The organism is Mesorhizobium kowhaii (assembly GCF_003253745.1).
Taxonomy (GTDB): domain Bacteria; phylum Pseudomonadota; class Alphaproteobacteria; order Rhizobiales; family Rhizobiaceae; genus Mesorhizobium; species Mesorhizobium kowhaii.
Map to the genome: position 1 here is coordinate 247,359 of NZ_MZXV01000080.1, position 25,442 is coordinate 272,800.

Below are 25,442 nucleotides of genomic sequence, written 5' to 3' on the forward strand. Positions count from 1 at the left end.
ATTGCTCCTAGTAGGTCTTGACGGCTGCGAGCGAGCGGCGGGCGAAGCGCTCGATGTCGTTCGGGTTGTCCTGTTCCATGACGTAGTATTGGGCCGCACTCTTGGCGCGCAGCACCTTGAACAGGCCGGCCCAGTCGATCGTGCCATGGCCGACATCCGACCAGCCATCCTCGTCCAGCCCCTCACCGGGCTTGGCCATGTCCTTGACGTGGACAGCGCTGATGCGCTTGCCATGTTTGTCGATCCACGCCAACGGATCGTCGCCGCCACGCACCACCCAGGCGACGTCCATCTCCCAGCCGATGTCGGGTGCCGCCGTGAGGATGAGATCCTGCGGCACCGAGCCGTCGGCGAGCTTCTTGAACTCGAAATCATGGTTGTGCCAGGCAAAGCCGTAGCCGGCCTTCTTTGCGGTATCGCTGACCTTTGCCAGGCGCTCGCCGAAACCGCGCCAGCCGGCGGCATCGGATGGCCGCTGGTCGGGCATCAGAAAAGGACAGATGAGCAGTGTGATGCCGAGCGCGTCGGCAATTTTGCGCACGCCGTCGAAGTCGTTCTCGAGCGCGTCGATCGAGAAATGCCCGGTCGGCATGGCGAGCCCGTTCTTGTCGAGTTCGGCGCGGAAGGCCTTGGGATCATCATAGACGCCACCGAAGCCTTCGACCTGGGTGTAGCCGAGCTTGCCGAGCGTCTCGAGGACGCCTTCCCAGGGCTGGAAATTGCGGGCGCTGTAAAGTTGGAATGACCAGTTCATCGTCTCTGTCCGTTCTGCTTGTGGATTGTCGTTGGGAGAGTGGTTCTCGGAAGCTAGATGCGGTTGCCGGTTGCGCTATCGAAGAGCGAAGCGCGCATCGGATCGAAACCGACCGTCACCGCCTCATCGTTTTCGGGCGTGCGTTCCGAGGTGACTCGGACGCTGAAATTCTGCTGGGCAAGCTTGAGCCAGACCAGCGTGTCGGAGCCCATGGGCTCGACCACTTCGACATTGGCGGCTGTCGAGAACGGCCAGCCCGCGCCACTGTTCAGACTCACATGCTCGGGCCTGATACCGAATACGGCCGGGCCGGGAGTTGGAAGCCCGGCAAAGTCATAAGTGCCGAGCGGAATCTTGAGAGCGTCGGCCACGAACCGCCAGCCGCCGTCCACGTTCTCGAGTTGCCCATCGATGAAATTCATCGCGGGTGAGCCGAGGAATCCGGCGACGAAGCGGTTGACCGGGCGGTTGTAGATGGTCTGCGGCGCATCGAGCTGCTGGATGATGCCACCCTTCATCACCGCAATGCGGTCGGCCAGCGTCATCGCCTCGATCTGATCGTGGGTGACATAGATCATGGTGTTCTGCAGCTTGCGATGCAGCAGCTTGATCTCGACGCGCAGCTCGGCACGCAGCTTGGCGTCGAGATTGGAGAGCGGCTCGTCGAACAGGAACACGTCGACATCGCGCACCAGCGCCCGTCCGATCGCCACGCGCTGGCGCTGGCCGCCGGAAAGTGCTGCCGGTTTACGCTGCAGCAGCGGCTCGATCTGCAGGATCTCGGCCGCCCGCGCGATCCGCTTGGCGATCTCGTCCTTCGCTGTGCCGGCGACACGCAGGCCGAAGGACAGGTTCTTCTCCACCGTCATTTGCGGGTACAGCGCATAGGACTGGAACACCATGCCGATGCCACGATCCTTGGGTTCTTCCCAGGTGACGTTCTTGCCCTTGATGAAGATGCGGCCTTCGGAGACGTCGAGCAGGCCGGCAATACAGTTGAGCAAGGTCGACTTGCCGCAGCCGGAGGGGCCGAGCAGCACGATGAACTCGCCCTCGGCGACATCGAGATTGAGTGTCTGCAGGACGGTCACCACACCGAAACTCAGCGACAGGTCCTGGATCGAAACGCTGGTACCGTTCTGCGCCATATCCACTAGCCTTTCACCGCGCCAGCGGCGATGCCGCGCACGAACCATCGTCCGGAGATGAAGTAGATGAGCAGAGGCACCGCAGCCGTCAGAATGGTTGCCGCCATGTTGACATTGTACTCCCTCACGCCGGTGGTGGTGTTGACGATGTTGTTGAGCTGCACCGTCATTGGCCAGTTGGCCCGCCCGGCAAACACGACGCCGAACAGGAAGTCGTTCCAGATGCCGGTAACTTGCAGGATGACGGCGACGACAGTGATCGGCACCGACATCGGCAGCATGATGTGGAAAAAGATGCGCCAAAAACCCGCACCGTCGACACGCGCTGCCTTGAACAGCTCGACCGGTATTGCCGCATAGAAATTACGGAACAGCAGCGTCAGGATGGGCATTCCGAAGATCGTGTGCACGATGATGATGCCAGGCAGGGACGCGAACAGCCCGACCGAGCTCAGTCCGATGATCAATGGATAGATAACGACCTGATAGGGCACGAAGGCGCCAAACACGAGCAACCCGAAGAGCAGGTTGGCGCCCTTGTATGGCCAGAAGGTCAGCGCGTAACCGTTGATCGACGCGCAGATGATCGAGATGAACACACTCGGCAGGGTGATCTTCACCGAATTGTAAAAGCCTGGACTGAGGCCGTTGCAGTCGCGACCGGTGCAGGCATGCCGCCAGGCGTCGGCCCAGGGCTGAAAGGTCGGCTCGCCCGGAAGGTTGAAAAGATGTCCCAGCCTGATCTCCGGCATCCCCTTCAACGATGTGACGATCATGATGTAGACCGGAATGAGGAAGAAGAGAGCCGCAACGACCAGGAAAGCATAGATGCCGATGCGACCGGCCGATATCCGTCGCGGTTTCGGCCCGAAGGGCGCCACGCCAGCCTGATCCGGCGCTTCCTGGACCGGTTGAATTGCGGTGATCTGTCCGGCGGTCATGCGCCCGCTTCCCGCAAACGATTTCGCCGCCATAGTAGAATTCCGCTGAAAGCCAGCACGACCAGGACCGGCAGCAGCATCATCGTTGCCGCAGCCATGCCTTGGCCGACGTTCTGGCGAACTGTGATGAGCTGGATGACGTAGACTGCCGGCATGGACGTGGCGATGCCAGGCCCACCGCCAGTCATGGCAATAACCAGGTCGTAGACGCGCACCACGCTTACGCACTGGAGAACGAAGGCAGTGGCGAAGGCACCTTTCATCATCGGCGCCACGATGGACATGTGCGTGCGCCACGTTGGGATGCCGTCGACCCTCGCCGCTTTCCAGATATCCTCGTCAATGCCGCGCAGGCCGGCAAGCAGGATCGCCATCGTCACGCCCGAGCCCTGCCAGATGCCCGCCACGACCAGCGCGTACAGCGCGGTCTCGGCACTGACCAGCGGGGCGAAGCTGAAGCTCGACCAGCCCCAGTTGCGGAGCGCCTCTTGCAGGCCGAGGTTCGGGTCGAGCGCCCATTGCCACACCAGTCCGGTGACGATCAGCGACATGGCGAAAGGATACAGGAAGATCGAGCGGAAAAGGTCCTCCTGCCGGATGCGCTGGTCCATGAAAACGGCGAGCAGATAGCCGAACACCATGTTGCAGGTGATGGACATCAGGCCGAAGAACCAGATGTTGTTGACCGAGACGAGCCAGCGGTTATCGGCCCAGAGGCGCCTATACTGCGCCAGACCGACGAAATCGTAGGTGGGGAAGAGCTTCGAACTGGTGAAGGACCATAGCACCGAGAAGCCGATGCCGATCACGAACACGCCGACGGCAACGAGAATCATCGGTATCGTCCCGATGACGGCGGGCAGGTGAAATCTGCGCCTCCAGCTCTTCTGCATCGTCAGTCTTTCTCCGCTTCCACCGACACCCTTGGGTCATTTGCCGACGTGAAGATCAGCTCTGTCCGGACCACCGGGCTCCGGATCGCCGCAGCTTCCCGTCCTGCGATTGTCAGCCCGTCGCCGAGAAAAGGAGCTTCCTGTCGGGTCGGGACGCGCCAGAGGCACCGCTGCAACGGCGGCGCCTCTGGGTACTGATCAGCTCCTAATCGGAACTGCCGATGATCGTGGCGAACTTCGCAGTGGCATCGTCAGCCGTCATGGAGTCGTCGGCGAAGAATTGGGCGACGAGCTCATTGAGCTGCTGATTGGTGTTCTCGGTGATGAACCGGTTCGTCGCGGTGACGATGTTGGCTGGGTCTTCCACCGCTTTCAGCGACTTCTGCATGCACGGGTCGGCCGTCGACATGTCGACATCGCCACGCACGGGCATGGAACCCTTGGCGTTGTTGAAGGCGACCTGAACCTCCGGGCTGATGAGCAGCGCGGCAAGACGCTTCTGCGCTGCCTCGACATCCGCATTGCCCTGCTTGAAGAACAGGATGATGTCGCCGTCGGTGCTGACCACCGGCTTGGCCTCGTTCAAGCCGATCATGCAGCCGAAATCCTTGACTCCGGTCATGCCGGCGGCGGCGAACTCGCCGCGCGCCCAGTCGCCCATCACCTGAAGTCCGGCCTTGCCGGTGATCACCAGGTTGGTGGTGTCGTTCCAGTTGCGGTTGGCGTAGCCGTTGTCGGTGAACTGCTTCAGGGTCCTCAATTGCGTGAAGACGCCTTTCATCTCGGGGCCGCCGGCAATTTCGGCGCTCTTGGTGGTATACATCTTGTCGCGCTGGGCGACACCGAGAGCCTCGGTGACCATGTCCTGGAAGAGCAACTGAATCTGCCAGCCGTTTCCGTCGCCGCCGATTGCGAAGGGAATGAGGCCTGCCTCTTTGATCTTCGGCGCTGCCGCGATGAAATCGGCCAGGTTCTTCGGCTCTGGCACGCCCGCTTTTTCGAAGACCGGCTTGGAGTACCAGGCCCAGTAGTTGGAATGAATGTTGACCGGAACGCACCACCAGTGGCCGTCAACGAGGCAGGCGCTGCCGATAGCCTTCGGGCGAATGACCTCGTCCCACTTGCCGGCGGTCGCGACGTCCGTGAGGTCGAGCAGCTTCCCGCCCGAAATCAGTTCCTCGTACTGCCGACCGGGATTGAACTGAGCGGCACCGGGCGGATCGCCGCCGAGCACGCGCTGCATGACGGTCGAGCGCGCGGTTTCGCCGAGAGCGATGGCGCTATCCACCCAGCGGTCGCCGTGGCCGTCATTGTCAAAGGCCTTTGCGAACTGCGAGACCGCCGCCGACTCGCCCTTCGACGTCCACCAGTGAATCACTTCCAGGTCCGTCGCGGCGGCCGGACCGGCAAATTGTAGAGCAGCCGTCGCTGCCAGCGCAGCGGTCAAAAGTCTGTATCGCATTTCGGTTCCTCCCAGAATCTGAAACGTTACAGATTTTCGATACGGGAATTGCGTGGGCTGCGCAACCCATGAAACGAAGCGAGTTGGACATTTTTTCGAGCTGCGAACAAATTCGCGTGGACAGCCACTCCATGTGCGCTGCAACATGGATCGCTGCGCTGCAAAACATCGAAATGGCGCGCAAAGGCCGGCAAAAGGCGATGGCAAGGCGATTTCTTCTGGAATCCCAATGGGTTTCGCAAGACAGCCGTCCATCTCGCCGCGAGCGTCCGACATCTCGACATTGGCAATCTGTAACGTTTCAGTATATTGACGCTTCGCCGGGGCTGGAACGCAATATCACATCGCTATGGCGGCGATTGCCGACCCGGCCTGCGACTGCTATGCGCCTGACGGGCGGGACGAATGGACAGACGGCGTACGGAAAAGAACGAGGAGGCATTGGCGCAAGGGCGCCCGACGTTGAAGACGCTTGCCTTCATGACCGGGCTCGGCGTCACCACCGTGTCGCGAGCCTTGAAGGACGCCCCGGAAATCGGCGCCGAAACCAGGCGTCGTGTCCAGCTCGTCGCCAAGCAGATCGGCTACCGGCCGAACCGCGCCGGCGTGCGCCTGCGCACCGGCAGGACCAATGTCATCAGCCTCGTGCTCAACACCGATCGCGAGATCATGAGCTTCGTCTCGGACATCATCTACGGCGTTTCGGAAGTGCTCGCCGAAACGCCCTATCATCTGATCGTCACGCCCTATTCCCGCTCGCAGGATCCACTCGACCCCATACGCTATCTGGTCGAGACAGGCTCCGCCGACGGCGTCATCATCTCGCGCACCCAGCCGAACGATCCGCGCGCCCGGTACATGCTGGAGCATGGCATGCCTTTTGCCACGCATGGCCGCACCGACATGGGCCTCGTCCACCCCTACCATGACTTCGACAACCATGCTTTCGCGGTTGCAGCCGTGCACCGGTTGGCCAGCATGGGCCGGCGCAAGCTGGCGCTTCTGTCGCCGCCGCCCGGGTTGACCTACTATGGCCACACGCTGAACGGCTTTGCCGATGCGCTGAGCGAGGTTGGCGCCAGCGAAATTCCGTTCAACACTGTTTCAATCGACCATACGATCGAGCAGATCAGGAGCCGGACCGCACAGGTGATGCGCCGCGAAAACCGGCCGGACGGCTTCGTCAGCAGCGCAGCCGCCGCGACACTCGCCATCGTCGCCGGCATCGAGGATGCCGGCCTCAAACTCGGCCGCGACGTCGACGTGGTGTCCAAGCAGTCGTCGGACCTGCTGCACCTGTTCCGCAGGGAATTGTTGGTCGTCAACGAGAACTTCCGGCTGGCGGGTTCCGAGCTTGCCCGCTCCGTTCTGGGCTGGATCGGTGGCGCCGCACCCGGCTCGTTGCAGAGCCTGAGCGCAGCCAGTGACGTCCTGTCGCTCAGCCAGGCAGTGCCCTAGCCCCTTGCTTGACGCAACTCCGGACGGAAAAACCGTTTCACACTTTTCCTGGAGTTGCTTTAGCCAGCCGCACCACTGCCCCACGGCCCGTGGAATGCCCCCGGTCCGTCGATACGCTCGAAGCCATGCGCGCCAAAGAAATCGCGCTGCGCCTGGATCAGGTTCGAGGTGCCGCGGCCCTGGCGGTAACTGTCGAAATACGCCAGCGCTGAAGACAGCGCCGGCACCGGCGAGCCTGCCTCCGATGCCCTTGCCACGATACGCCGTAGCGACGGATGCGCTTCCTGCATCAGGGCAATGAAGGCCGGCGCCATCAATAGATTGGTCGATGCGCCGCCGGAACCGAACGCCTCGGCCATCGTATCGAGAAGCTGCGAGCGGATGATGCAGCCGGCGCGCCAGATCCTGGCGATGGTCGGCATCGGCAGGTTCCAGTTGAACTCCTTCGACGCACCGCTCATCACCGCAAACCCTTGCGCATAGGCGGCGATCTTGCCGGCGAACAGCGCCAGTTCGAGATCTCCAAGCAAAGCGTTCCTGTCACCGGAAATCTTCGTCACGCCGATGTTGCCATAGGCTTTTTCCGCCGCCAGCCGCTCGTCCTTGATCGACGATAGCACGCGCGCCGCCACCGCCGCCTCGATCGCGGTCGCCGGAATGCCGAGCTGCTGCGCCTCGATGACCGACCATTTGCCGGTGCCCTTCTGGCCGGCGCGATCGAGGATGATGTCGACCACCGGCTTGCCGGTCTTCGGATCGTCTGATGCCAGCACCTTGGCGGTGATCTCGATCAGGTAGGAATTGAGCCTGCCCTTGTTCCAATTGGCGAACTCCGCGCCAATGTCCTTCGGCCCCATGCCGAGGCCGTCGCGCAGGATGCCGTAGATTTCGGCGATCATCTGCATGTCGGCATATTCGATGCCGTTGTGGATGGTCTTGACGAAATGGCCGGCGCCGTCGGTGCCGAGCCACGCCGCGCAAGGCTCGTCGTTGAATTTGGCGGAGATCGCGGTCAGCACGTTCTCGACGCGCTTCCAAGACTCTTCCGTGCCGCCGACCATGATCGACGGCCCGTGGCGCGCGCCCTCCTCACCGCCGGACACGCCCATGCCGATGAAAGTCAGACCCGAGCCAGAAAGCTCGGAGAAGCGCCGCATCGTGTCGCGGAAATTGGCGTTGCCGGCGTCGATGACGATGTCGTTGGCCGACAGCACGCCGCGCAAGGCTTCGATCTGTTCGTCGACCGGCTTACCGGCCAGCACCATGATGATGATCGGGCGCGGCGGTCGGATCGCGGCGGCGAGTTCCTCCAGGCTGTAGCACGGCACCACCATGTCCTTCAGCGCGCCGGCATTCTCGACGAAAGCGTCGGTGCGTGCCCTGGTTCGGTTGAAGACAGCGATGCGGTGGCCGTGTTCGGCGATGTTGAGCGCCAGGTTGGAGCCCATCGTGCCAAGGCCGATCAGGCCGATTTCGGCTTTTTCCATCGTTTCTTCCCTGCTTCGAATCTTGTTGGTTGAAGCCCCGCGATTTGCGGGGATGCCCATTCTTGGGCGAGATGATTGACGGGCCTTTCGGGCCGCGTCAACCGCCTCGCCGAATTGTGTTGCATCGGCCCGAGCCCGTGCCGAGGCGCTTGGCGGTCCGGCTTACGGCCTGATGTCGACGGGTGCTTCGATCTTCACCATCTCGAAGTCCGAGACCAGGATGTCGATGCGCACCGTCCAGCGGCCGGGAACCGGAATGACGAGATTGTCGACACGCCAGCTGCCATCGCCGGGCTTGGTCGCGGCGCGTCTGAGCGGCTCGATACCGGAATCGGGCTTCGACAACACCAGTGTCACCTCCTTGGCATCGAGTGGCCCGAAGTCGCCGGTCATGATGATCATCGAGGCGACGACCGATCCGGCATGGCCGGGCGTGATGCTGAGATCCGCCATCGCTTGCAGCGCATGGATATGGACCGAGACTGGTTGCGCGGCCGCGATCGCCAGTGCCCGTGGCGGCGGCGTGAAGCGCCAGCCCGCGGCGACACCGAAGATGGCCAACACGATCAGCATTTCGACGCCGATCGAGCGGGCGAGCCTGCGCTGCACTTCCGTCGCTCCGGCCTCGGCCGATGCCGTGAGTTTCCAGCGGTTGACGGCGGCGAGCGTGAACAGAAAGACCAGCAGCCCGAGCTTGATCAGCAGCAGCTTGCCATAGGCGGTGTTGACCAGTGCCGCCGGCGTCTGCACCTGGATGACGGCAAGCACGATGCCGGTAGCGACAAGCACAGCCACCACAGGCACGATCATGCGTGAGAACCGCCGCAGGAATGGCGTGGCCTCCGCCGACTGGCCTTTCAGCGCCAGGCCGAGCGGCATCAGTGCCCCGGCCCAGAAAGCGATGCCGACGCCGTGCAGGAACACCATCGGTCGCGTCAGCCATTGCGGTTCGGCGGCACTGGCATGGCCGCTGGCGGCCAGCGCAACACCCACCCCGGCAAGTCCAGCCAGCGCGACTGGCTTGGCGGGCACGCGCGGCCCGGCCAGCGACAGCAGGCCGAGCCCCAGCGCGATCAAGGCGACCAGCACCGTCCAGCCGAAGCTGGTGTCGAGCCCGGTCCACCAGATGACCGGCTGCGCCAGATGAGAGAGCGGCGCGCCCAGCGCATCAAGCCCCTGCAAGCCGAGCGACAGCGGTGCCGCGACCAGCCCGCACAGGATTGCCGCGACGACGAAGCGCCGACCGGCCGACCAGCCATGGGTCAGCCAGGCAAGGGCGAAAGCGCCGCCGACGCCAAGGAAAAGGCCGATGTAGAGAAGAACCTTGCCGAGCCAGATCGCCGACCGCTGCGGCCAGTCGACGGCCTCGGCCACGATCGGCGGCTCTGTTGGCGCGCCGATGGAAAACAGCAATGAGCCGCCGACCGGATGACCGTCGGCGGAGATGACGCGCCAGCTCAGCACATGCGTGCCGGATTTGAGGGTCTGCGGATTGTCGATTTCGACCGTCTGGTCGCTGAGGCGGAAGGCGGTCAGCGGAACCGGCGTGCCATCGGGCTTCACCAATGTCAGCACCAGCGGCGAGACCGGCTCGCTGAACGTCAATGAGAATTGTGCCGGACCCTGTGCCAGCACCGCGCCGTCGGCCGGGTCGGTCTTGATCAGCGCGGCATGGGCAAGCGCCGGACTTGTCGAGGCCATGACGATGAGCAGCATGACCACGGCCAGCAGCCCACCGGCAAGCCGGCAGACGAGCTTGCTGCTTATGTGAATCTTCCGCCGTGAGGATATCGCGTTCATGCCATTGCCATGAAATGGCGGCGCATTCTGCGAACGGAGCGCGCCGCCGAAAGCCATTATTTCTTTGGCAACAGCTTGATGCCGGGCGCCGGGCTTTCCAGCGCGTCTTCATCCTGCCCTGCTGCCGGGATCTCGATCCAGCGATCGGCAGCGCCGTCGCATTCCTGCACCACCGGGAAGTAAAGCTTCTGGCCCACGGGGAGATCCGCCGTCAGCGTCGCGCGAAAGACGAACTCGTCGTAGAATTCATCCGGCAGGCTTCCGCCGCTCCAGTCGACTTCCTTGACCCCGTCGGTCACCGCCTGACCGTAGAGCTGGTAGGATTTGTCGTACTTGCCCTTCTTGACCTGCAGTGTCCAGCCAGGCTTCGGCATCGGCTTCACCGCGATCACCCCTTCCGGAATCTGCACGCGTAGGGCGATCGTCGCCTTGCCGTCGCAGCCATGCGGCACGCGCAAGATAGCCTTGTAGGTCGAGCCGACAGCCGCCTCCTGCGTTTCGAGCGTGATGTGCGCGAAGGCAGCACTTGTTCCGAGGACGAGAAACGCGCCGGCCGACAAAAGATACTTGTTCATGATGGTCCCTCTGATTTCGAAATTTGTCCGACTGGCGCGATCAATCGGCGTGGTCGTCCATGCCGCCACCCATGCCTTCGACGGCGAAGTCGACGCTGACGGTGCCGGCCTTTTCGAAGGTCAGCGTGGCGGAAAACTTCTCGCCCTGCTTGGGTTGCCGCTTCAGGCCTATGAACATCAAATGATAGCCGCCAGGCGCCAGTGCTACCTTGCCGCCAGCCGGAATCTCCAGGCCGCCGGCAACCGGCCGCATGGTCATGACACCGTCCTTGACGCCCATTTCATGCAGTTCGGCCTTGTCCGAGACATCGGAGGAAATCGACAGCAGCCGGTCCGACGTGCCGCCTTTGTTGGTGATGGTGAAATAGCCGCCGGCGACTTTGGCGCCGGTCGGCGTGGCGCGCGACCAGGGGTGCCCGATCTCAAGATCGCCGATCTTGAACTCATGCGCGAAACCGGTCTGGGCGCTGGCGAACAACAGGGCAAGAGCCAGTACGGCAAGAGCAATTCCAGGAAAAGTGTGAAACGGTTTTCCGTCCGGAATTGCGTCAAAAAAAAGCTCGAGACGCGCCTCGAAGCTACGTCGAATGCTGCCGAGCATGGGGCGCGCGGCGGTGCGGAAAAACTGGGACATGGTTGCTCCATGAAGTGATGGTCGCGCCGTTGCCGGCCGCGAACAGTTTGATGTTTGGATGGGTACGCCCGCGAAAGGTTCCGCCGGGCAAACAGGCTCAGGCCGTCCGCGGCGGCGCGCGCGGGTTCGACGGCGAGCGCTCACGCGCGAAGTCGAGATGGATGGCCGCCGGAAAGACGAAGGCGACGGCCTCGAAGGAAAGTGCGCCCAGTGCAAGCCCCGCATCGGGCGGCGGCGCGAAGGCCGGCGAAAACATGCCGCAGCCGAGCACGCAGCATTCCGGCAGATGCGACGGCGGCGGGTTGCCGCCGGGAAGCTGGGTCGCACCCTCACGGGTACAGATGACGTTGCCGAAGGCATCGAGTTGTGACGCATTCGGCTCGGTGCCGAAGGCGAACGCACCGAGCGTCGACTGGAGCAGCAGCAAATAGGCCGCGACAAGCGCGACCGGCATGCTCCACCGTCTCCCCTCCTTGTTCAAATGACTTGCCTGTTCAAACGATCTGCCTCATCAAGCAATCACCTGAGAGATATCTACCACGGGTGGGGCAGGTCGAAAATCGGCAATTCGATGCTGCGGCAACGCGGCGCGATCAGGATTTTTGTGGCGGCCGGCTCTCCGGGATCGAGGTCAGCAATGTCTGGCGCGCCGACTTCAGGTGTTTGCGGCAGGCTGCGTCGACCTTGCCGAGGTCGCGCGATTTGAGCCCCTCGATATAGGCAAGATGCTCACCGATCGCGACTTCGTTGCGCTCGCGCTCCTGCGCCTTGTTCCACTGGTAGTGATAGTGGAAGATCATGGCGATGACGTCGTAGAAATCGACGATGAAGCGGTTGTGCGACGCACGGTGGATGAGCCGATGGAAGCGCTCGTCCAGCTCCGAGAATTCGTTGAAGCGGGTGGCGATCTCGCTTGCCAGCAGGCGATGCTCGTCTTCCAGACGGTCAAGATCGGCCCAGACCGCGCTGTCCTGCGGCAGAGCGGCGAAGGCCGCCGCCGAGCGCAGTTCGAACATTTCGCGGATTTCGGTCAGTTCCAGCGCGAAGGCACGGGTGAAGCCCTTCAGCACCCAATGGCTGTTGCGGCGCTTCTCGATCAGGCCGAAGCGGGAGAAGCGGATCAGGAACTCGCGCACGCTGGTGGTGCCGACGCCGATCTCGCGTGCCAGTTCGAGCTCATTGATCTGCATGCCGGCCTCGGCGCCGCCAGCGAGCAGCCGTCGCATGAACGACCGCTCGATGATTTCGGCCAGCGTGTCGGTCTCTTCCTCGGGGAAGAAATCGTCGGGGCGCGGTTCGCGCAGCACCGTCTTGGCGCGCTTGTTCCAGGCGATCAGCCCGGTCTCTTCCATGCGCGCAAGAATGGTGCGCACCGTGGTGCGGCTGACGCCGAGCAATGTACCCAGTTCCGGCTCCGAAGGCAGGCTGCGTGTTTCATCGAGCAGCCTGAGGCACCTGTTGTAGGCATCCTTGTAGACGTTGTTGCTCTTCGACATTCCTGACCCGTTGCACGCCGTCGCTTGCGGCTGCTGGCTTCAAGCGCAATATGACGTTCCCATGACCCCCGAAAAGCGAAATCGCTTTTCGGAACACCCAAGGACATGCGGAACTCCCCAGCGAAAAAACAATTGACGCAAAACTGTTTTTTCACGATAAAAGACATTATCTTTTAACAGGCGCGTGTCAATCCGCCCGCGCATCCCAGGATTACCCAGGAAACCGCCCGTGAACGCCTCCAACAGCATCCTTCTGTCCCCCGCCGACAATGTCGCCGTCGCCAACGGCCGCATCGAGATCGGCACCGCGCTGCCGGGCGGTGCCGTCGCCACCGCGCTGATCGAGCCCGGCCACAAGGTGGCGATCAAGCCGATCGCCGCCGGCGAGGCCGTGGTGAAATACGCCCAGGCAATCGGCCGCGCGACACAGGACATTGCACCGGGCGAGCATGTTCATTCGCACAATCTGATTTTCGAATCCGGCCGCTTGCCCGTCGTGCCGCCAAGCGAGGCCGAGCACGCGACGGACGCCGACCGCGCCCGCACCTTCATGGGCTATCGCCGCGCCGATGGTCGCGCCGGTACGCGCAACTTCATCGGCATCGTTGCCAGCGTCAATTGCTCGGCCACTGTCTGCCATGCCATCGCCGACGAAGCCAACCGGACCCTGCTGCCTAAATATCCTGGCATCGACGGCTTCGTCCCGATCGTCCACGGCCAGGGCTGCGGCATGAGCGGCACCGGCGACGGCATGATGGTGCTGCACCGCACGCTCGCCGGCTATGCCCGCCACCCGAATTTCGGCGGCGTGCTGATGGTCGGGCTCGGCTGCGAGGTCAATCAGCTCACCCTCTACGGCCAGAAGGGCGCCGCCGCCGGCAAACGCCACTTCAACATCCAGGACGCCGGTGGCTCGCGCAAATCGGTCGAAAAGGCGATGCTGGTGCTGGCCGAGATATCAGAGGAAGTCGGCCGGCTGAAGCGTGAACCGATCCCGGTCAGCGAGATCGTCGTCGGCCTGCAATGCGGCGGTTCCGACGGCATGTCGGGCATTACGGCCAATCCGGCGCTGGGCGCTGCTGTCGACATCCTGGCCGGCGTCGGCGGCATCGGCATCCTCTCCGAGACGACGGAAATCTATGGTGCCGAGCACCTGCTCGCCTACCGCGCGGCTACACCGGAGATCGCGCAGAAACTCGACGGTTTCGTCAAGTGGTGGGAGGATCACGTCGCCAAGCACGGCGCCTCGATCGACAACAACCCCTCGCCCGGCAACAAGCGCGGCGGCCTCACCACCATCCTGGAAAAGTCGCTGGGTGCGGTCGCCAAAGGCGGCCAGACGCCGCTTAACGGCGTCTTCGGCTACGCCGAAAAGGTCACCGGCAGCGGACTGGTGTTCATGGACACGCCCGGCTACGACCCGGTCTCGGCCACCGGCCAGGTGGCGGGCGGTGCCAACATCATCGTCTTCACCACCGGCCGCGGCTCATGCTTCGGCTGCCGGCCGACGCCGTCGATCAAGGTCGCCAGCAACTCGACCATGTATCACACCATGGAAGAGGACATGGACGTCAACTGCGGCGTCATCGCCTCCGGCGAGAAAACCATCGCCGGCATGGGCCGCGAGATCTTCGAACTGATCGTCGAGACGGCTTCCGGCCGCAAGACCAAGAGCGAAGACTTCGGCTATGGCGACAACGAGTTCGTGCCCTGGCATCTTGGCGCAACGCTGTAACTCTTTGTTCTTACGCAATTCCGGACGGAAAACCGCTACACACTTTTCCTGGAATTGCTCTAGATTGAACTGATATTTGGTAGACTGCCGAGCCGGACAACGGTCGGCAGCGGGGAGGTTTTCGTATGGACAAACGCCGCATCGGCCAGACCGCGCTCGAGGTCACCGAGATCAGCTTTGGCGGCGCCGCGATCGGCGGCCTCTACCGTGCCTGTTCGCGCGAGGCCGCGATGGAGACGCTGCAGGGCGCCTGGGAGGCCGGCTTGCGCTATTTCGACACCGCACCCTTCTACGGTTTTGGCCTGTCGGAACGCCGTGTCGGCGACTTCCTGCGCTACAAGCCGCGCGATTCCTATGTGCTGTCGACCAAGGTCGGCCGCCTGTTCCGCCCGGTGCCGGACGACCACGTTCCCGATCACTCCTATGTCGATCCGCTGCCCTTCGCGCTGGACTACGACTATTCCTATGACGGTATCATGCGTTCGGTCGATTTCAGCTATGCGCGGCTTGGCCTCAACAAGATCGACATCCTGTTCGTCCATGACATCGGCGTCTACACGCATGGTGTCGAGAGGACCAAGCTGCACTTTCGCGAGTTGATGGACGGCGGCCTCAAGGCACTCGAGGCGCTGAAGCGATCCGGCGTCATTTCCGCCTATGGGCTTGGCGTCAACGAGGTCCAGATCTGCCTCGACGTGATGCGCCGGGCGCCGCTCGATTGCATCCTGCTCGCCAGCCGCTATTCCCTGCTCGACCGTAGCGCCGAAGCGGAACTGCTGCCGCTGTGCCAGGCGCAACAGACATCACTGGTCATCGGCGGCGTGTTCAACTCCGGCATCCTGGCGACCGGGCCGGTGCAAGGCGCGCATTTCGACTATCTGCCCGCCAACCACGATGTGCTCGACCGCGTCGGTGCGATGGAAAGGATCGCCACTGAGGGCGGCTATCCCCTGGCCGCTGCAGCGTTCCAGTTTCCCTTGCATGAGCCCGCGGTCGCCACGGTGCTGACCGGCACCGCCAAGCTGGCAAACCTGACGCGCAATCTCGAACTGCTCGACGTCGACGTGCCGGAGACGGAATACGCCAGATACCGCCCCTATACGCTGGTGCAGGAGCTGGCGTGAAACGCGCATCCACCCGCCCATGAACTGGTGACCCAAGCTTCACATTCTTGCGATCCTATAAAAGAATGAACATTCCATATTGACGAATATGTGGAATTAATATTCCATGTATTCACAACGGAAACGGGAGCGTTTGACGGCGGTAAGGGAGGAGCAGCGCGGTGGATCTGCCCCTGCCAGGCCTCGCGAGGACTGGCGTCAAACACCGCTTGCATCGGCCGGATCGATGCACTATCAAAACATGGCAACTGTTTTTTATTGATAAAGTTCTGTTTGGGCCACGCCTATCCGGACGGAGCTTCCGTAACGTTCACCGGGCGACTTAGGGAGGATTCCTAATGAAATTCGTGACCAGCATTCTCAACCGCCGCGCCGTCATGGCGCTGGCAGCAGCGTCGATGCTCGCCGGCGTCATGCATTCGGCGCCGGTTTCGGCGGCGGACGTGACCATTCCGATCATCGTCAAGGACACCACGTCCTTCTACTGGCAGATCGTTCTGGCCGGCGCCCGCAAGGCCGGCAAGGATCTCGGCGTCAATGTGCCGGAGCTCGGCGCCCAGGCTGAAACCGACGTCAACGGTCAGGTGTCGATCCTCGAGAACGCCGTCGCCAGCAGCCCGGCGGCCATCGTGATCGCGCCCACCGAGTTCAAGGCGCTTGGCAAGCCGATCGATGAAGCCGCTGCCAAGGTCAAGGTTATCGGCATCGACTCCGGCGCCGACTCCAAGGCCTTCACCTCGTTCCTGACCACCGACAACGTACAGGGCGGCCGTGTCGCTGCCGATGGCCTCGCAGCCGCCATCGGCGCCGCCAACGGCGGCAAGGTCGAGGGCGACGTCGCCCTGATCACCAACGCACCTGGCGCCGGCTCGCTCGAGCAGCGCAAGCAGGGCTTCACCGAACAGCTCAAGGCAAAATATCCGGGCCTCAAGCTGGTCGCCGACAAATATGCCGACGGCCAGGCCACCACCGGCCTCAACATCGCCACCGACCTGATCACCGCCAACCCGAACCTCAAGGGCATCTTCGCCTCCAACCTGATCATGGCGCAGGGCGTCGGTCAGGCTGTCGCCGAAAACAATCTTGGCGGCAAGCTGGCGCTAGTCGGCTTCGACAGCGACGAGAAGCTGATCAAGTTCCTCAACGACGGCGTCATTTCCGCCCTCGTCGTCCAGGATCCGTACCGGATGGGCTATGACGGCATCAAGACCGCGCTCGCCGCCTCGAAGGGCGAAAAGGTCGAGGCCAACGTCGATACCGGCGCCAACCTCGTCACCAAGGACAACATGAAAGACCCGAAGATCGACGCGCTGCTCAACCCGAAGCTCTAAGCCGTCGTATCCAAATCGTTTCCGGGGCCTCGCGCCCCGGAAACATCCACTGCCGGCACAAACGGCTTGGCAATCCACAAGCTTAGGCTAGGCTGTTTTTCGGGGCATATCCTTGCCTCGCCGCGTGCCAATCGTGAGGCCAATCTGGGAGGATTGTCATGACGTCGACGGCGCAGGACCTGCATCCGGCACCCGTGCTGGAACCAGGGCGGACCATCCTCGAATTGCGCGGGCTGGAGAAGCGCTATCCCGGCACCCACGCGCTGAAGCCGGTCAACCTCGCCTTCAAGTCCGGCGAGATCCACGCCATCGTCGGCGAGAACGGCGCCGGCAAATCGACGCTCATCAAGCTTCTCACCGGCGTCATGCCGCGCACCTCCGGAGAGGTGATCTGGGAGGGCCAGCCGGCAGCCCTGGCGACGCCGCATGAGGCGATGGCGCTCGGCATCAATGCTGTGCACCAGGAGGTCGTGCTCTGCCGTCACCTGACGGTCGCCGCCAACATGTTCCTCGGCGAGGAGAATTCGCGCTTCGGCATCCTGCAGCAACGCGCCATGGTCAAGGAAGCGCAGAAGATCATCGATGATCTCGGCTTCGACCTGCCGGCGCATGTCACGCTGGGCGACCTGACCATCGGCCAGCAGCAGTTGATCGCGGCCGCCCGCGCCACCGTGCGCGGCACCAAATTCCTGATCTTCGACGAGCCGACCGCCTACTTGACCCGCAAGGAGGCCGACCAGCTTTTCACCCTGATCCGCCGGCTGAAGACCGAAGGCGTGACGATCATCTACATCAGCCATCGCATGGAAGAAGTCTTCGAACTCGCCGACCGTGTCTCGGTGCTGCGCGACGGCACGCTGGTCGGTACGCGCAACATTGCCGAAACCAACGATGCCGAACTGGTCAAGATGATGATCAACCGCTCGATCGAGCAGGTCTACCACAAGGAGCATTTCACCCCGGGTGCCGCGATCATCGAAGCCCGGAACCTGTCCGGCAAGGGGTTTGAAAATGTCTCGATGACGGTCCGCGCCGGCGAGATCGTCGGGCTCTATGGCCTGATCGGTGCCGGGCGCAGCGAATTCGTCACCACACTTTACGGCCGCCACCGCAAATCGGCAGGCCAAATTCTCTGGGAGGGCAAGCCGGTTCAGGTCAATTCCGAGCACGACGCGATCAAGCTCGGCATGGCGCTGGCGCCGGAGAGCCGTCGCGACCAGGGTCTCTGCCTCAACCTGCCGGTCGGCCTCAATCTCAACCTGCCGATCTACAAGCGCATCTCGAACAATTTGCTGATTTCGAGCGCGCAGGAGAAGACGCAAGCCGACCGCCAGATCGCCGATCTCCGCATCAAGACACCGACACGTGGCGCGCTGGCCTCCAGCCTGTCGGGCGGCAATCAGCAAAAGATCGTCATCGGCAAATGGCTGGCCCACGGCGCCAAGCTGTTCATCTTCGACGAGCCGACGGTTGGCGTCGATGTCGGCACCAAGGCCGAGATTTACCGCCTGTTCGGCGCGCTGTTGTCGAAGGGCGCCGGCATCATCCTGATCTCGTCCTATCTGCCGGAAGTCTATGAACTCGCCGACACGCTGCATGTGTTCCGGCGCGGCAAACTGGTGGCAAGCCATGGCTTCCGCGCCGCCAGCCACGAAGACGTGCTGACGCAGGCGCTCGCCGAGAAACAAGAAAAGCTGGGAGGACAGATATGAGCACCGAGGCGATTGCTGTCGAAAAACCGAAGCGCAACTATAACGTCCTGTTTGGGCTGACGCTTTTGGCGCTGCTGGTGCTGCTGTGGATTGTGCTCTCCGTGGCAACGCCAAGCTTCGCTTCGGGCAACAACCTCGCCAATCTTTTGCGCCAGGGTTCGATGATCGCCATCATGGCGGTCGGCCAGACCTTCGTCATCATCACCGGCGGCATCGATCTGTCGGTTGGCGCCGTGGTCGGCTTCGCCACAGTCGTCGTCGCCATGATGATCAATGCCGGCTTTCCCATCTGGCTCGCCATTCTGGTGACACTGCTGGTCGGTGTTGCCATCGGCATGTTTCATGGGTTCGGCATCGTCAAGATGGGCCTGCCGCCCTTCATCATCACGCTGGCGACGCTGACCTCGCTGCGCGGCATCGGCCTTTTGATGACCAACGGCAATTCCATCAATATCAACAGCGACACCTTCACGGCGTTCTCGCGCAATTCCTTTATCGGTATTCCCAACCTGTTCTGGATGGTCATCCTGGTCGGCATTCCGGCCTATATTTTCCTGCATCACAGCCGCTGGGGCCGCTACCTGTTCTCGGTCGGCTCCAACGCCGAGGCCTCGCGTCTTTCCGGCGTCAATGTCCAGCGCACCATCTACATGGCCTACACGCTGTCCGGCCTGTGCGCGGCCTTTGTCGGCGTGCTGCTTGCCGCCCGCATCGGCATCGGCAACCCGACCCAGGCCGAGGGCTGGGAGCTGCAGGCGATCGCCTCGTCGGTCATCGGCGGCACGTCGCTGTTCGGCGCCGTCGGCTCGGTGCACGGGCCGCTGCTCGGCGCCTTCATCCTGGCCACCATCAACAACGGCGCCAATCTGCTCAACGTCAACTCGTTCTGGCAGCGCATCATCACCGGCGCGCTGATTATCATCATCGTCTACTTCGACGGGCTGCGCCGCCGCGGCAAGTAAGCCGACCTCAACGATCGCCGGCCCGACATGACTGACGGGCCGGCGATTTCATGAACAGACTGGATCGAAGCATGAAAGCCGTTGTCTGCCGCTCGCCCGGCGACCTTGTCCTGGAAGACCGTCTCGCGCCGGACGCGCCGCCTCCCGGCTGGGCGCTGGTGGCTGTCAGCCATGTCGGCATCTGCGGCACCGACTACCATATCTTCGAGGGCAAGCACCCGTTCCTCGCCTATCCCCGCATCATGGGCCATGAAGTGTCGGGAACGATCGTCGAGGCCGGTGATGGTGTCGATCTCGCCATTGGCGAACCGGTCATCATCAATCCCTATCTTTCCTGCGGCAAATGCATTGCCTGCCGACACGGCAAACCGAACTGCTGCGTCAGGATCGAGGTGCTCGGCGTTCATCGCGACGGCGCCATGTGCGAACGGATCCTGGTGCCGGCGCAAAATCTCTATCCGGCAAACGGCCTGTCGCTGGCGGACGCCGCCGCCATCGAGTTCCTGGCCATCGGCGCGCATGCCGTGCAGCGTGCGCAGGGGCAGCCCGGTGCCCGCACGCTGGTCATCGGCGCCGGCCCGATCGGGCTTGGCACGGCCATCTTCGCCCGCATCGCCGGGCTTGACGTGACATTGCTCGACATGAGCAGCGAACGGCTCGACTTCGCGGCAAGCGAGCTTGGTTTTCAGACCCTCGACGGCTCGCGCGGCGCGGTGCCCGATCTGGTCAGGCAAGCAACCGCTGGTGAAGGCTTCGATGTGGTCTTCGACGCCACCGGCAACACCCAGTCGGTGCAGTCGGCCTTTGCTCATGTCGCGCATGGCGGGACACTGGTGCTGGTCAGCGTCGTCAAGGACGACATCAGCTTTTCCGACCCGGAATTCCACAAGCGCGAGATGACATTGATCGGCAGCCGCAATGCGCTGCGCGCCGACTTCGACCATGTCGCCGCCTCGATCCGCAACGGCGCCGTGCCATTGGCAAAGCTCGTCACCCACCGCACCATGCTGGCCGATACGCCACGGGATCTCGCCCGCTGGACACACGAGAAATCCGGTCTGATCAAGGCTGTGATCGAGGTCGGATAGAAGCAATTCCGGGAAAAGTGTGAAGCGGTTTTCCCGGGAAAACCGCGTAGCGCTTTCCCTTGGGAATTGCGTCAGACAATCCGGCCCGTCGCCAGCGTCAGCTCATAGCGCCGACAATTTGAGCTCGACCCGCTCGGCCGGGAAGCGCGACTCCGAAAACTGGATCGGCTGGCCGTCGGGCGTGACGTTGACTGACACCGTCACCAGCACGATGGCGCCGGGCTGCAGGTCGAGGTCGGCAAGGTCGGCCGCATCGGCATGACGCGCTGACAGCATGGTCGATTGCCTGAGATAATCGTCTATGCCGAAACGTGCCAGCGACACGGTGATCGAGCCGGTTGCCGTCATGGCGGCATCGATGCCGGCAAAGCGCCTGGCCTCGAACCAGCCGGCGGCGCGCGACACCGGGCGGCCATCGGCTTCGCCGCGCGTTTCCAGCCGTATCACATCCGTTCCCCTGGCAAGGCCAAGCCCCTCGGCGACGCGCTGGCTGGCCGGCTCGACCGACGAGGTAAGCAGGACGGTATGCCGTTCCGACGCCTGCCCTTGCAGGCCTGCCGAAAAGCGTGTGCGCGCGCCGATCGGATAGGACAGCCGCTTGCGCGACAGCACGAAGGTGCCGCGTCCTTGTTCGGCCCGCAGCACCCCTTCCTGCACAAGGGCAGCGATGGCGCTGCGCACTGTATGGCGGTTGACGCCATATCGCTCGGCAAGTGCTACCTCCGGCGGCAGCGCTGCATTCTCGGCGAAATCGCCGATGGCGATCGCATGCAGGATCTTGTCGGCAATCTGCCGCCACAGCGAGACACCGCTGCGCCGTTCGATGCTGTCCGCTGCCAGCTGCCCGACCATGAATTGCCCCCAGCCTTCTATCCCTGTCATCCACCCGTCATGGACTCGCGTTAGATAATAGGTATAATTTGTATAGTTGTCTATATCAATAGACAAATTTAGACAAAAGGAATGTTGCTCATGCGAGGACAGGAAGCCCGCGACCAGGCCGAGCGCAAGGCCGCCATGGCAACACTGGCACAATCCAGCGGCGATGACATCGTCCGGCTCTGGAACGCTACCGGGCTGCCTTCGGACGCTGAGCTGCTGCGCGGTCCCGAGACCGGCCTGGTCACCGTGCGCGGCCGCATCGGTGGTGGCGGCTCCCCCTTCAATGTTGGTGAGACGACCGTTACCCGCGCCACTGTCCGGCTGCGGTCCGGACAGGTCGGCCATTGCTATGCGCTTGGCCGCGACAAGCAGAAGGCGAGGCTGGCGGCCATCGCCGACGCGCTGTGGCAGGACCCGGCCCGTCGCGCCGAGGTCGAGACCGGGCTCATAGCGCCTCTGCGGTCGGCTCTGGCCACGGCGCATGAACGGCGCCGCGCCGAGACGGCGGCAACGAAGGTGGATTTCTTCACCATGGTTCGCGGAGAAGACTGATGGAAATGGCAGCGCAATCGATCGAGGGCGGTTTCGCCGATCCGGTCTTCAACGCCCAGACCGTGTTCCGCGCCGTCATGGACGCGATGGCGCGGCCGGGCAGCGTGCAGCCCCTGCCGGCCTTCGCCCGCCCGCCGGTGCCGCTTTCGGCGACCGCCGGCGCCGTAGCACTCGCGCTTTGCGACAACGACACCCCGCTCTGGCTCGACCCGGCTTTGCAAGCTTCCGCCGCGATCAGATCCTGGCTTGGTTTCCACACCGGCGCGCCTTTGGCCAACACGCCGGCCGATGCACATTTCGCTTTGATCGCCACGCCGGCCGAGATGATGGCGCTCGACGGTTTTTCGCAAGGTACCCAGGACTATCCCGACCGCTCCACCACGCTGATCCTGCTGGTGAGGGATCTCGTCTCCGGCGCCCCGCTGCTGCTCGAAGGCCCCGGCATCGAAACCAGCGCCACGATCGCGCCGGCTCAGATGCCGCGACATTTCGTCGAGCAGTGGAAGCAGAATATCAAGCGCTTTCCGCGCGGCGTCGACATCATCCTCGCCACCGCCGAAGGCGTCGCCTGCCTGCCGCGCACCACGCGCATCAAGACGATGGAGGCCTGAGATGTATGTCGCGGTAAAAGGTGGCGAGGCGGCCATTGCCAACGCCCACAGCCTGCTGGCCGACCGCCGGCGCGGCGACCGTTCGGTGCCGGCCCTTCGCCTCGACCAGATCGTCGAGCAGCTGGCGCTCGGCGTCGACCGGGTGATGAGCGAAGGCTCGCTCTACGACCGGGAGCTGGCCGCACTCGCCATCGTCCAGGCGCGCGGTGACCTGATCGAGGCGATCTTCCTGGTGCGCGCCTATCGCACCACGTTGCCGCGCTTCGGCTATTCCAAGGCGATCGACACCGCTGCCATGCTGGTCGAGCGGCGCGTTTCGGCGACCTACAAGGACCTGCCCGGCGGCCAGCTGCTCGGCCCGACCTTCGACTATACGCATCGGCTGCTAGACCCCGAGCTTGCCGCCGGCGGCGATGTTGCCGAGCCGCTGCAGCGCGAGACGGACGCGCAAGCCATGCCGCGCGTCTCCGCCATCCTGGCCCGCGAAGGGCTGATCGAACCGGATGGCGAGATGCCGCGGGACAATGTCCCCGGCGACATCACCCGCGAGCCGCTGGAATTCCCGATGGCGCGCGACATCCGCCTGCAGGCGCTGTCACGCGGCGATGAAGGTTTTCTGCTGGCGCTCGGCTATTCCACCCAGCGCGGCTATGCCCGCAACCATCCCTTCGTCGGCGAGATCCGTATCGGCGAGGTCGAGCTGGAACTGGATGTGCCCGAACTCCCGTTCGCTGTCCCGCTCGGCACCGTGCGGGTCACCGAATGCCAGATGGTCAACCAGTTCAAGGGTTCGGCCAAGGCGCCGCCGCAGTTCACCCGCGGCTACGGCCTCGTCTTCGGCCAGAGCGAGCGCAAGGCGATGGCGATGGCACTCTGCGACCGGGCGCTGCGCGCCAGCGAGTTGGGCGAGGACGTTGTCGCCGCCGCCCAGGATGAGGAGTTCGTCATCTCGCATTCCGACAATGTCCAGGCGACCGGCTTCGTCGAGCACCTGAAGCTGCCGCACTATGTCGACTTCCAGGCCGAACTCGACCTCGTGCGCCGCATGCGCGCCGAATACGACGCGCGCGAAAACCCAGTGAAGGCGGAAGACAAGAGGGAGGCCGCGGAATGACCGCTCAACCGACAGACATCGCCACCTACAACTTCGCCTATCTCGACGAGCAGACCAAGCGGATGATCCGCCGCGCGATCCTCAAGGGCATCGCCATCCCCGGCTATCAGGTGCCGTTCGCTTCGCGCGAAATGCCGATGCCCTATGGCTGGGGCACCGGCGGCGTCCAGGTCACCGCCTCGATCATCGGCCCGGACGATGTGCTGAAGGTCATCGACCAGGGCGCCGACGACACCACCAACGCGGTCTCGATCCGTGCCTTCTTCAAGAAGGTCGCCAATGTCGCCGTCACCACCGAGACAGCGAAGGCCACCATCATCCAGACCCGCCACCGCATCCCGGAATATCCGCTGACGGCGGGCCAGGTGCTGGTCTATCAGGTGCCGATTCCCGAGCCGTTGCGCTTCCTCGAGCCGCGCGAGACCGAGACGCGCAAGATGCACGCGCTGGAGGAATATGGCCTCATGCATGTCAAACTTTACGAGGACATCGCCAGGCACGGCCGCATCGCCACCACCTATGCCTATCCGGTCAAGGTCGAGGGTCGCTATGTGATGGACCCGTCGCCGACGCCGAAATTCGACAATCCCAAGATGCACCGCTCGCCGGCCTTGCAGCTGTTCGGCGCTGGCCGCGAAAAGCGCATCTATGCGGTACCGCCATTCACCGAAGTGGTCAGCCTCGACTTCGAGGATCATCCGTTCGAGGTGCAGACCTTCGACCAGCCCTGCGCGCTGTGCGCGGCCGAGAACGTTTATCTCGACGAGGTCATCCTCGACGACCATGGCGGCCACATGTTCGTCTGCTCCGACACCGATCACTGCGAGAAGCGGCGTGAAGAGGGTCATCGCGGCCATCTTGCCCCCGAAACCCATGTTGCCCCAGGAAACATGGAGCCGGCGCAATGACCGACGAACCGTTGCTGCGCGTCTCGGCGCTCTCCAAATTCTACGGCCCGCGCGTCGGCTGCGACAACGTCTCCTTCGACCTGTGGCCGGGCGAAGTCCTGGCGGTGGTCGGCGAGTCCGGCTCCGGCAAGACGACGCTGCTCAACTGCCTGTCGACCCGGCTGCTGCCGAGTTCCGGCACCGCCAGCTACCGCATGCGCGACGGCCAGTTCCGTGAGCTCTACCGCATGAGCGAGGCCGAGCGCCGCTTCCTGATGCGCACCGACTGGGGTTTTGTCCACCAGAACCCGGCCGACGGCCTGCGCATGACGGTGTCGGCCGGCGCCAATGTCGGCGAGCGGCTGATGGCGGTCGGCGACCGCCACTACGGCAAGATCCGCGCCACCGCCGTCGACTGGCTATCGCGCGTCGAGATCGACGAGGACCGCATCGACGACGAGCCGCGCGCCTTTTCCGGCGGCATGCGCCAGCGCCTGCAGATCGCCCGCAACCTCGTCACCGGGCCGCGGCTGGTGTTCATGGATGAGCCGACCGGCGGCCTCGATGTCTCGGTCCAGGCGCGCCTGCTCGACCTGCTGCGCGGCCTGGTCACAGACCTTGGTCTCGCGGCCATCGTCGTCACCCACGACCTTGCCGTCGCGCGGCTTCTGTCGCAGCGCATGATGGTGATGAAGGACGGCCGCGTCGTCGAAAGCGGTCTCACCGACCGCGTGCTCGATGACCCGCGCGCGCCCTACACCCAGTTGCTCGTTTCTTCCATTTTGCAGGTGTAAAT

Annotated in this window: 24 protein-coding genes; 12 read left to right on the top strand and 12 right to left on the bottom strand. The window is 63.4% G+C overall.

Annotation, left to right across the window (positions count from 1 at the left end):
• Positions 1-7 precede the first annotated feature (7 nt).
• The 5 genes from B5V02_RS36705 to B5V02_RS36725 all read right to left on the bottom strand — a co-directional run bounded on the left by B5V02_RS36705 (position 8) and on the right by B5V02_RS36725 (position 5,198).
• Positions 8-754 (bottom strand): sugar phosphate isomerase/epimerase family protein, encoded by a 747-nt coding sequence (locus tag B5V02_RS36705; protein WP_111548829.1) that lies wholly within the window; start codon positions 752-754, stop codon positions 8-10.
• 53 nt (positions 755-807) lie between these two features.
• A complete protein-coding gene (locus B5V02_RS36710) occupies positions 808-1,902 on the bottom strand; it encodes an ABC transporter ATP-binding protein (protein WP_111548830.1) in 1,095 nt (364 codons plus the stop codon).
• A gap of 5 nt (positions 1,903-1,907) precedes the next feature.
• On the bottom strand, positions 1,908-2,843 hold the full coding sequence (locus tag B5V02_RS36715; protein ID WP_111548831.1) for a carbohydrate ABC transporter permease: 936 nt from the start codon (positions 2,841-2,843) through the stop codon (positions 1,908-1,910).
• Positions 2,840-3,736: a carbohydrate ABC transporter permease gene (locus B5V02_RS36720; protein WP_111548832.1), complete on the bottom strand. Its 897-nt coding sequence runs from the start codon at positions 3,734-3,736 to the stop codon at positions 2,840-2,842. The genes B5V02_RS36715 and B5V02_RS36720 overlap by 4 nt, the downstream gene beginning before the upstream one ends.
• A gap of 205 nt (positions 3,737-3,941) precedes the next feature.
• Complete coding sequence (locus B5V02_RS36725; RefSeq protein WP_111548833.1) at positions 3,942-5,198, bottom strand: ABC transporter substrate-binding protein; 1,257 nt, start codon at positions 5,196-5,198, stop codon at positions 3,942-3,944.
• Positions 5,199-5,603: 405 nt separating this feature from the next.
• On the opposite strand from B5V02_RS36725, the gene B5V02_RS36730 reads away from it, so the two are divergent.
• On the top strand, positions 5,604-6,656 hold the full coding sequence (locus B5V02_RS36730) for a LacI family transcriptional regulator (RefSeq protein ID WP_111548834.1): 1,053 nt from the start codon (positions 5,604-5,606) through the stop codon (positions 6,654-6,656).
• 59 nt (positions 6,657-6,715) lie between these two features.
• On the opposite strand, the gene gndA is transcribed toward B5V02_RS36730, so the two are convergent.
• From gndA to B5V02_RS36760, 6 genes are all read right to left on the bottom strand, one after another.
• The gene (gndA, locus tag B5V02_RS36735; RefSeq protein WP_111548835.1) at positions 6,716-8,143 is read right to left on the bottom strand and encodes an NADP-dependent phosphogluconate dehydrogenase; all 1,428 of its coding nucleotides are present in this window, start codon (positions 8,141-8,143) and stop codon (positions 6,716-6,718) included.
• A gap of 162 nt (positions 8,144-8,305) precedes the next feature.
• Positions 8,306-9,943: a copper resistance CopC/CopD family protein gene (locus tag B5V02_RS36740; RefSeq protein ID WP_111548957.1), complete on the bottom strand. Its 1,638-nt coding sequence runs from the start codon at positions 9,941-9,943 to the stop codon at positions 8,306-8,308.
• A gap of 56 nt (positions 9,944-9,999) precedes the next feature.
• Entirely contained in the window at positions 10,000-10,518 is a 519-nt protein-coding gene (locus B5V02_RS36745) for a YcnI family copper-binding membrane protein (RefSeq protein ID WP_111548836.1), read from the bottom strand.
• 40 nt (positions 10,519-10,558) lie between these two features.
• Complete coding sequence (locus B5V02_RS36750) at positions 10,559-11,152, bottom strand: copper chaperone PCu(A)C (RefSeq protein ID WP_111548837.1); 594 nt, start codon at positions 11,150-11,152, stop codon at positions 10,559-10,561.
• Positions 11,153-11,249: 97 nt separating this feature from the next.
• Positions 11,250-11,606 carry a DUF2946 family protein gene (locus B5V02_RS36755; protein ID WP_111548838.1) on the bottom strand — a complete coding sequence of 119 codons (357 nt, stop codon included), beginning with the start codon at positions 11,604-11,606 and terminating at the stop codon, positions 11,250-11,252.
• A gap of 139 nt (positions 11,607-11,745) precedes the next feature.
• Positions 11,746-12,648, bottom strand: coding sequence for a GntR family transcriptional regulator (locus tag B5V02_RS36760; RefSeq protein ID WP_111548839.1), 903 nt, complete (start codon positions 12,646-12,648; stop codon positions 11,746-11,748).
• Positions 12,649-12,877: 229 nt separating this feature from the next.
• Between B5V02_RS36760 and B5V02_RS36765 the strand changes: the two genes are divergently transcribed.
• The 6 genes from B5V02_RS36765 (at position 12,878) to B5V02_RS36790 (ending at position 20,600) form a co-directional block, all read left to right on the top strand.
• Positions 12,878-14,383: a UxaA family hydrolase gene (locus B5V02_RS36765; RefSeq protein WP_111548840.1), complete on the top strand. Its 1,506-nt coding sequence runs from the start codon at positions 12,878-12,880 to the stop codon at positions 14,381-14,383.
• Positions 14,384-14,508: 125 nt separating this feature from the next.
• Positions 14,509-15,507 carry an aldo/keto reductase gene (locus B5V02_RS36770; protein WP_111548841.1) on the top strand — a complete coding sequence of 333 codons (999 nt, stop codon included), beginning with the start codon at positions 14,509-14,511 and terminating at the stop codon, positions 15,505-15,507.
• A gap of 338 nt (positions 15,508-15,845) precedes the next feature.
• On the top strand, positions 15,846-16,838 hold the full coding sequence (locus B5V02_RS36775) for an ABC transporter substrate-binding protein (RefSeq protein WP_111548842.1): 993 nt from the start codon (positions 15,846-15,848) through the stop codon (positions 16,836-16,838).
• A gap of 158 nt (positions 16,839-16,996) precedes the next feature.
• The gene (locus tag B5V02_RS36780; RefSeq protein ID WP_111548843.1) at positions 16,997-18,550 is read left to right on the top strand and encodes a sugar ABC transporter ATP-binding protein; all 1,554 of its coding nucleotides are present in this window, start codon (positions 16,997-16,999) and stop codon (positions 18,548-18,550) included.
• On the top strand, positions 18,547-19,512 hold the full coding sequence (locus tag B5V02_RS36785) for an ABC transporter permease (RefSeq protein WP_111548844.1): 966 nt from the start codon (positions 18,547-18,549) through the stop codon (positions 19,510-19,512). The genes B5V02_RS36780 and B5V02_RS36785 overlap by 4 nt, the downstream gene beginning before the upstream one ends.
• A gap of 71 nt (positions 19,513-19,583) precedes the next feature.
• Positions 19,584-20,600 (top strand): zinc-binding alcohol dehydrogenase family protein, encoded by a 1,017-nt coding sequence (locus tag B5V02_RS36790; protein ID WP_111548845.1) that lies wholly within the window; start codon positions 19,584-19,586, stop codon positions 20,598-20,600.
• A gap of 102 nt (positions 20,601-20,702) precedes the next feature.
• Here the strand turns inward: B5V02_RS36790 and phnF are convergent, their stop codons facing one another.
• Positions 20,703-21,452 carry a phosphonate metabolism transcriptional regulator PhnF gene (phnF, locus tag B5V02_RS36795; RefSeq protein ID WP_111548958.1) on the bottom strand — a complete coding sequence of 250 codons (750 nt, stop codon included), beginning with the start codon at positions 21,450-21,452 and terminating at the stop codon, positions 20,703-20,705.
• A 120-nt stretch (positions 21,453-21,572) separates the two neighbouring features.
• Between phnF and phnG the strand changes: the two genes are divergently transcribed.
• Genes phnG through phnK form a run of 5 tightly spaced genes read left to right on the top strand, consistent with a single transcriptional unit; the run spans position 21,573 to position 25,440 of the window.
• Positions 21,573-22,034: a phosphonate C-P lyase system protein PhnG gene (gene phnG, locus B5V02_RS36800; RefSeq protein WP_111548959.1), complete on the top strand. Its 462-nt coding sequence runs from the start codon at positions 21,573-21,575 to the stop codon at positions 22,032-22,034.
• A complete protein-coding gene (gene phnH / locus B5V02_RS36805) occupies positions 22,034-22,645 on the top strand; it encodes a phosphonate C-P lyase system protein PhnH (protein ID WP_111548846.1) in 612 nt (203 codons plus the stop codon). Before phnG ends, phnH begins: the two co-directional genes overlap by 1 nt.
• Position 22,646: 1 nt before the next feature.
• Positions 22,647-23,759: a carbon-phosphorus lyase complex subunit gene (locus B5V02_RS36810; RefSeq protein WP_111548847.1), complete on the top strand. Its 1,113-nt coding sequence runs from the start codon at positions 22,647-22,649 to the stop codon at positions 23,757-23,759.
• Positions 23,756-24,667 carry an alpha-D-ribose 1-methylphosphonate 5-phosphate C-P-lyase PhnJ gene (locus tag B5V02_RS36815; RefSeq protein WP_111548848.1) on the top strand — a complete coding sequence of 304 codons (912 nt, stop codon included), beginning with the start codon at positions 23,756-23,758 and terminating at the stop codon, positions 24,665-24,667. Before B5V02_RS36810 ends, B5V02_RS36815 begins: the two co-directional genes overlap by 4 nt.
• Positions 24,664-25,440: a phosphonate C-P lyase system protein PhnK gene (phnK, locus tag B5V02_RS36820; protein ID WP_111548849.1), complete on the top strand. Its 777-nt coding sequence runs from the start codon at positions 24,664-24,666 to the stop codon at positions 25,438-25,440. Before B5V02_RS36815 ends, phnK begins: the two co-directional genes overlap by 4 nt.
• Positions 25,441-25,442 lie beyond the last annotated feature (2 nt).

Excerpts from the sequence above, each read along its gene's own strand:
- B5V02_RS36705 (WP_111548829.1), bottom strand. The coding sequence starts at position 754 with ATGAACTGGTCATTCCAACTTTACAGCGCCCGCAATTTCCAGCCCTGG.
- phnF (WP_111548958.1), bottom strand. The coding sequence starts at position 21,452 with ATGGTCGGGCAGCTGGCAGCGGACAGCATCGAACGGCGCAGCGGTGTC.
- B5V02_RS36730 (WP_111548834.1), top strand. The coding sequence starts at position 5,604 with ATGGACAGACGGCGTACGGAAAAGAACGAGGAGGCATTGGCGCAAGGG.
- B5V02_RS36775 (WP_111548842.1), top strand. The coding sequence starts at position 15,846 with ATGAAATTCGTGACCAGCATTCTCAACCGCCGCGCCGTCATGGCGCTG.
- phnH (WP_111548846.1), top strand. The coding sequence starts at position 22,034 with ATGGAAATGGCAGCGCAATCGATCGAGGGCGGTTTCGCCGATCCGGTC.
- B5V02_RS36790 (WP_111548845.1), top strand. The coding sequence starts at position 19,584 with ATGAAAGCCGTTGTCTGCCGCTCGCCCGGCGACCTTGTCCTGGAAGAC.
- phnG (WP_111548959.1), top strand. The coding sequence starts at position 21,573 with ATGCGAGGACAGGAAGCCCGCGACCAGGCCGAGCGCAAGGCCGCCATG.
- B5V02_RS36710 (WP_111548830.1), bottom strand. The coding sequence starts at position 1,902 with ATGGCGCAGAACGGTACCAGCGTTTCGATCCAGGACCTGTCGCTGAGT.
- B5V02_RS36770 (WP_111548841.1), top strand. The coding sequence starts at position 14,509 with ATGGACAAACGCCGCATCGGCCAGACCGCGCTCGAGGTCACCGAGATC.
- B5V02_RS36720 (WP_111548832.1), bottom strand. The coding sequence starts at position 3,736 with ATGCAGAAGAGCTGGAGGCGCAGATTTCACCTGCCCGCCGTCATCGGG.
- B5V02_RS36815 (WP_111548848.1), top strand. The coding sequence starts at position 23,756 with ATGACCGCTCAACCGACAGACATCGCCACCTACAACTTCGCCTATCTC.
- B5V02_RS36745 (WP_111548836.1), bottom strand. The coding sequence starts at position 10,518 with ATGAACAAGTATCTTTTGTCGGCCGGCGCGTTTCTCGTCCTCGGAACA.
- B5V02_RS36780 (WP_111548843.1), top strand. The coding sequence starts at position 16,997 with ATGACGTCGACGGCGCAGGACCTGCATCCGGCACCCGTGCTGGAACCA.
- B5V02_RS36715 (WP_111548831.1), bottom strand. The coding sequence starts at position 2,843 with ATGACCGCCGGACAGATCACCGCAATTCAACCGGTCCAGGAAGCGCCG.
- phnK (WP_111548849.1), top strand. The coding sequence starts at position 24,664 with ATGACCGACGAACCGTTGCTGCGCGTCTCGGCGCTCTCCAAATTCTAC.
- B5V02_RS36785 (WP_111548844.1), top strand. The coding sequence starts at position 18,547 with ATGAGCACCGAGGCGATTGCTGTCGAAAAACCGAAGCGCAACTATAAC.
- B5V02_RS36760 (WP_111548839.1), bottom strand. The coding sequence starts at position 12,648 with ATGTCGAAGAGCAACAACGTCTACAAGGATGCCTACAACAGGTGCCTC.
- B5V02_RS36755 (WP_111548838.1), bottom strand. The coding sequence starts at position 11,606 with ATGCCGGTCGCGCTTGTCGCGGCCTATTTGCTGCTGCTCCAGTCGACG.
- B5V02_RS36810 (WP_111548847.1), top strand. The coding sequence starts at position 22,647 with ATGTATGTCGCGGTAAAAGGTGGCGAGGCGGCCATTGCCAACGCCCAC.
- gndA (WP_111548835.1), bottom strand. The coding sequence starts at position 8,143 with ATGGAAAAAGCCGAAATCGGCCTGATCGGCCTTGGCACGATGGGCTCC.
- B5V02_RS36750 (WP_111548837.1), bottom strand. The coding sequence starts at position 11,152 with ATGTCCCAGTTTTTCCGCACCGCCGCGCGCCCCATGCTCGGCAGCATT.
- B5V02_RS36740 (WP_111548957.1), bottom strand. The coding sequence starts at position 9,943 with ATGAACGCGATATCCTCACGGCGGAAGATTCACATAAGCAGCAAGCTC.
- B5V02_RS36725 (WP_111548833.1), bottom strand. The coding sequence starts at position 5,198 with ATGCGATACAGACTTTTGACCGCTGCGCTGGCAGCGACGGCTGCTCTA.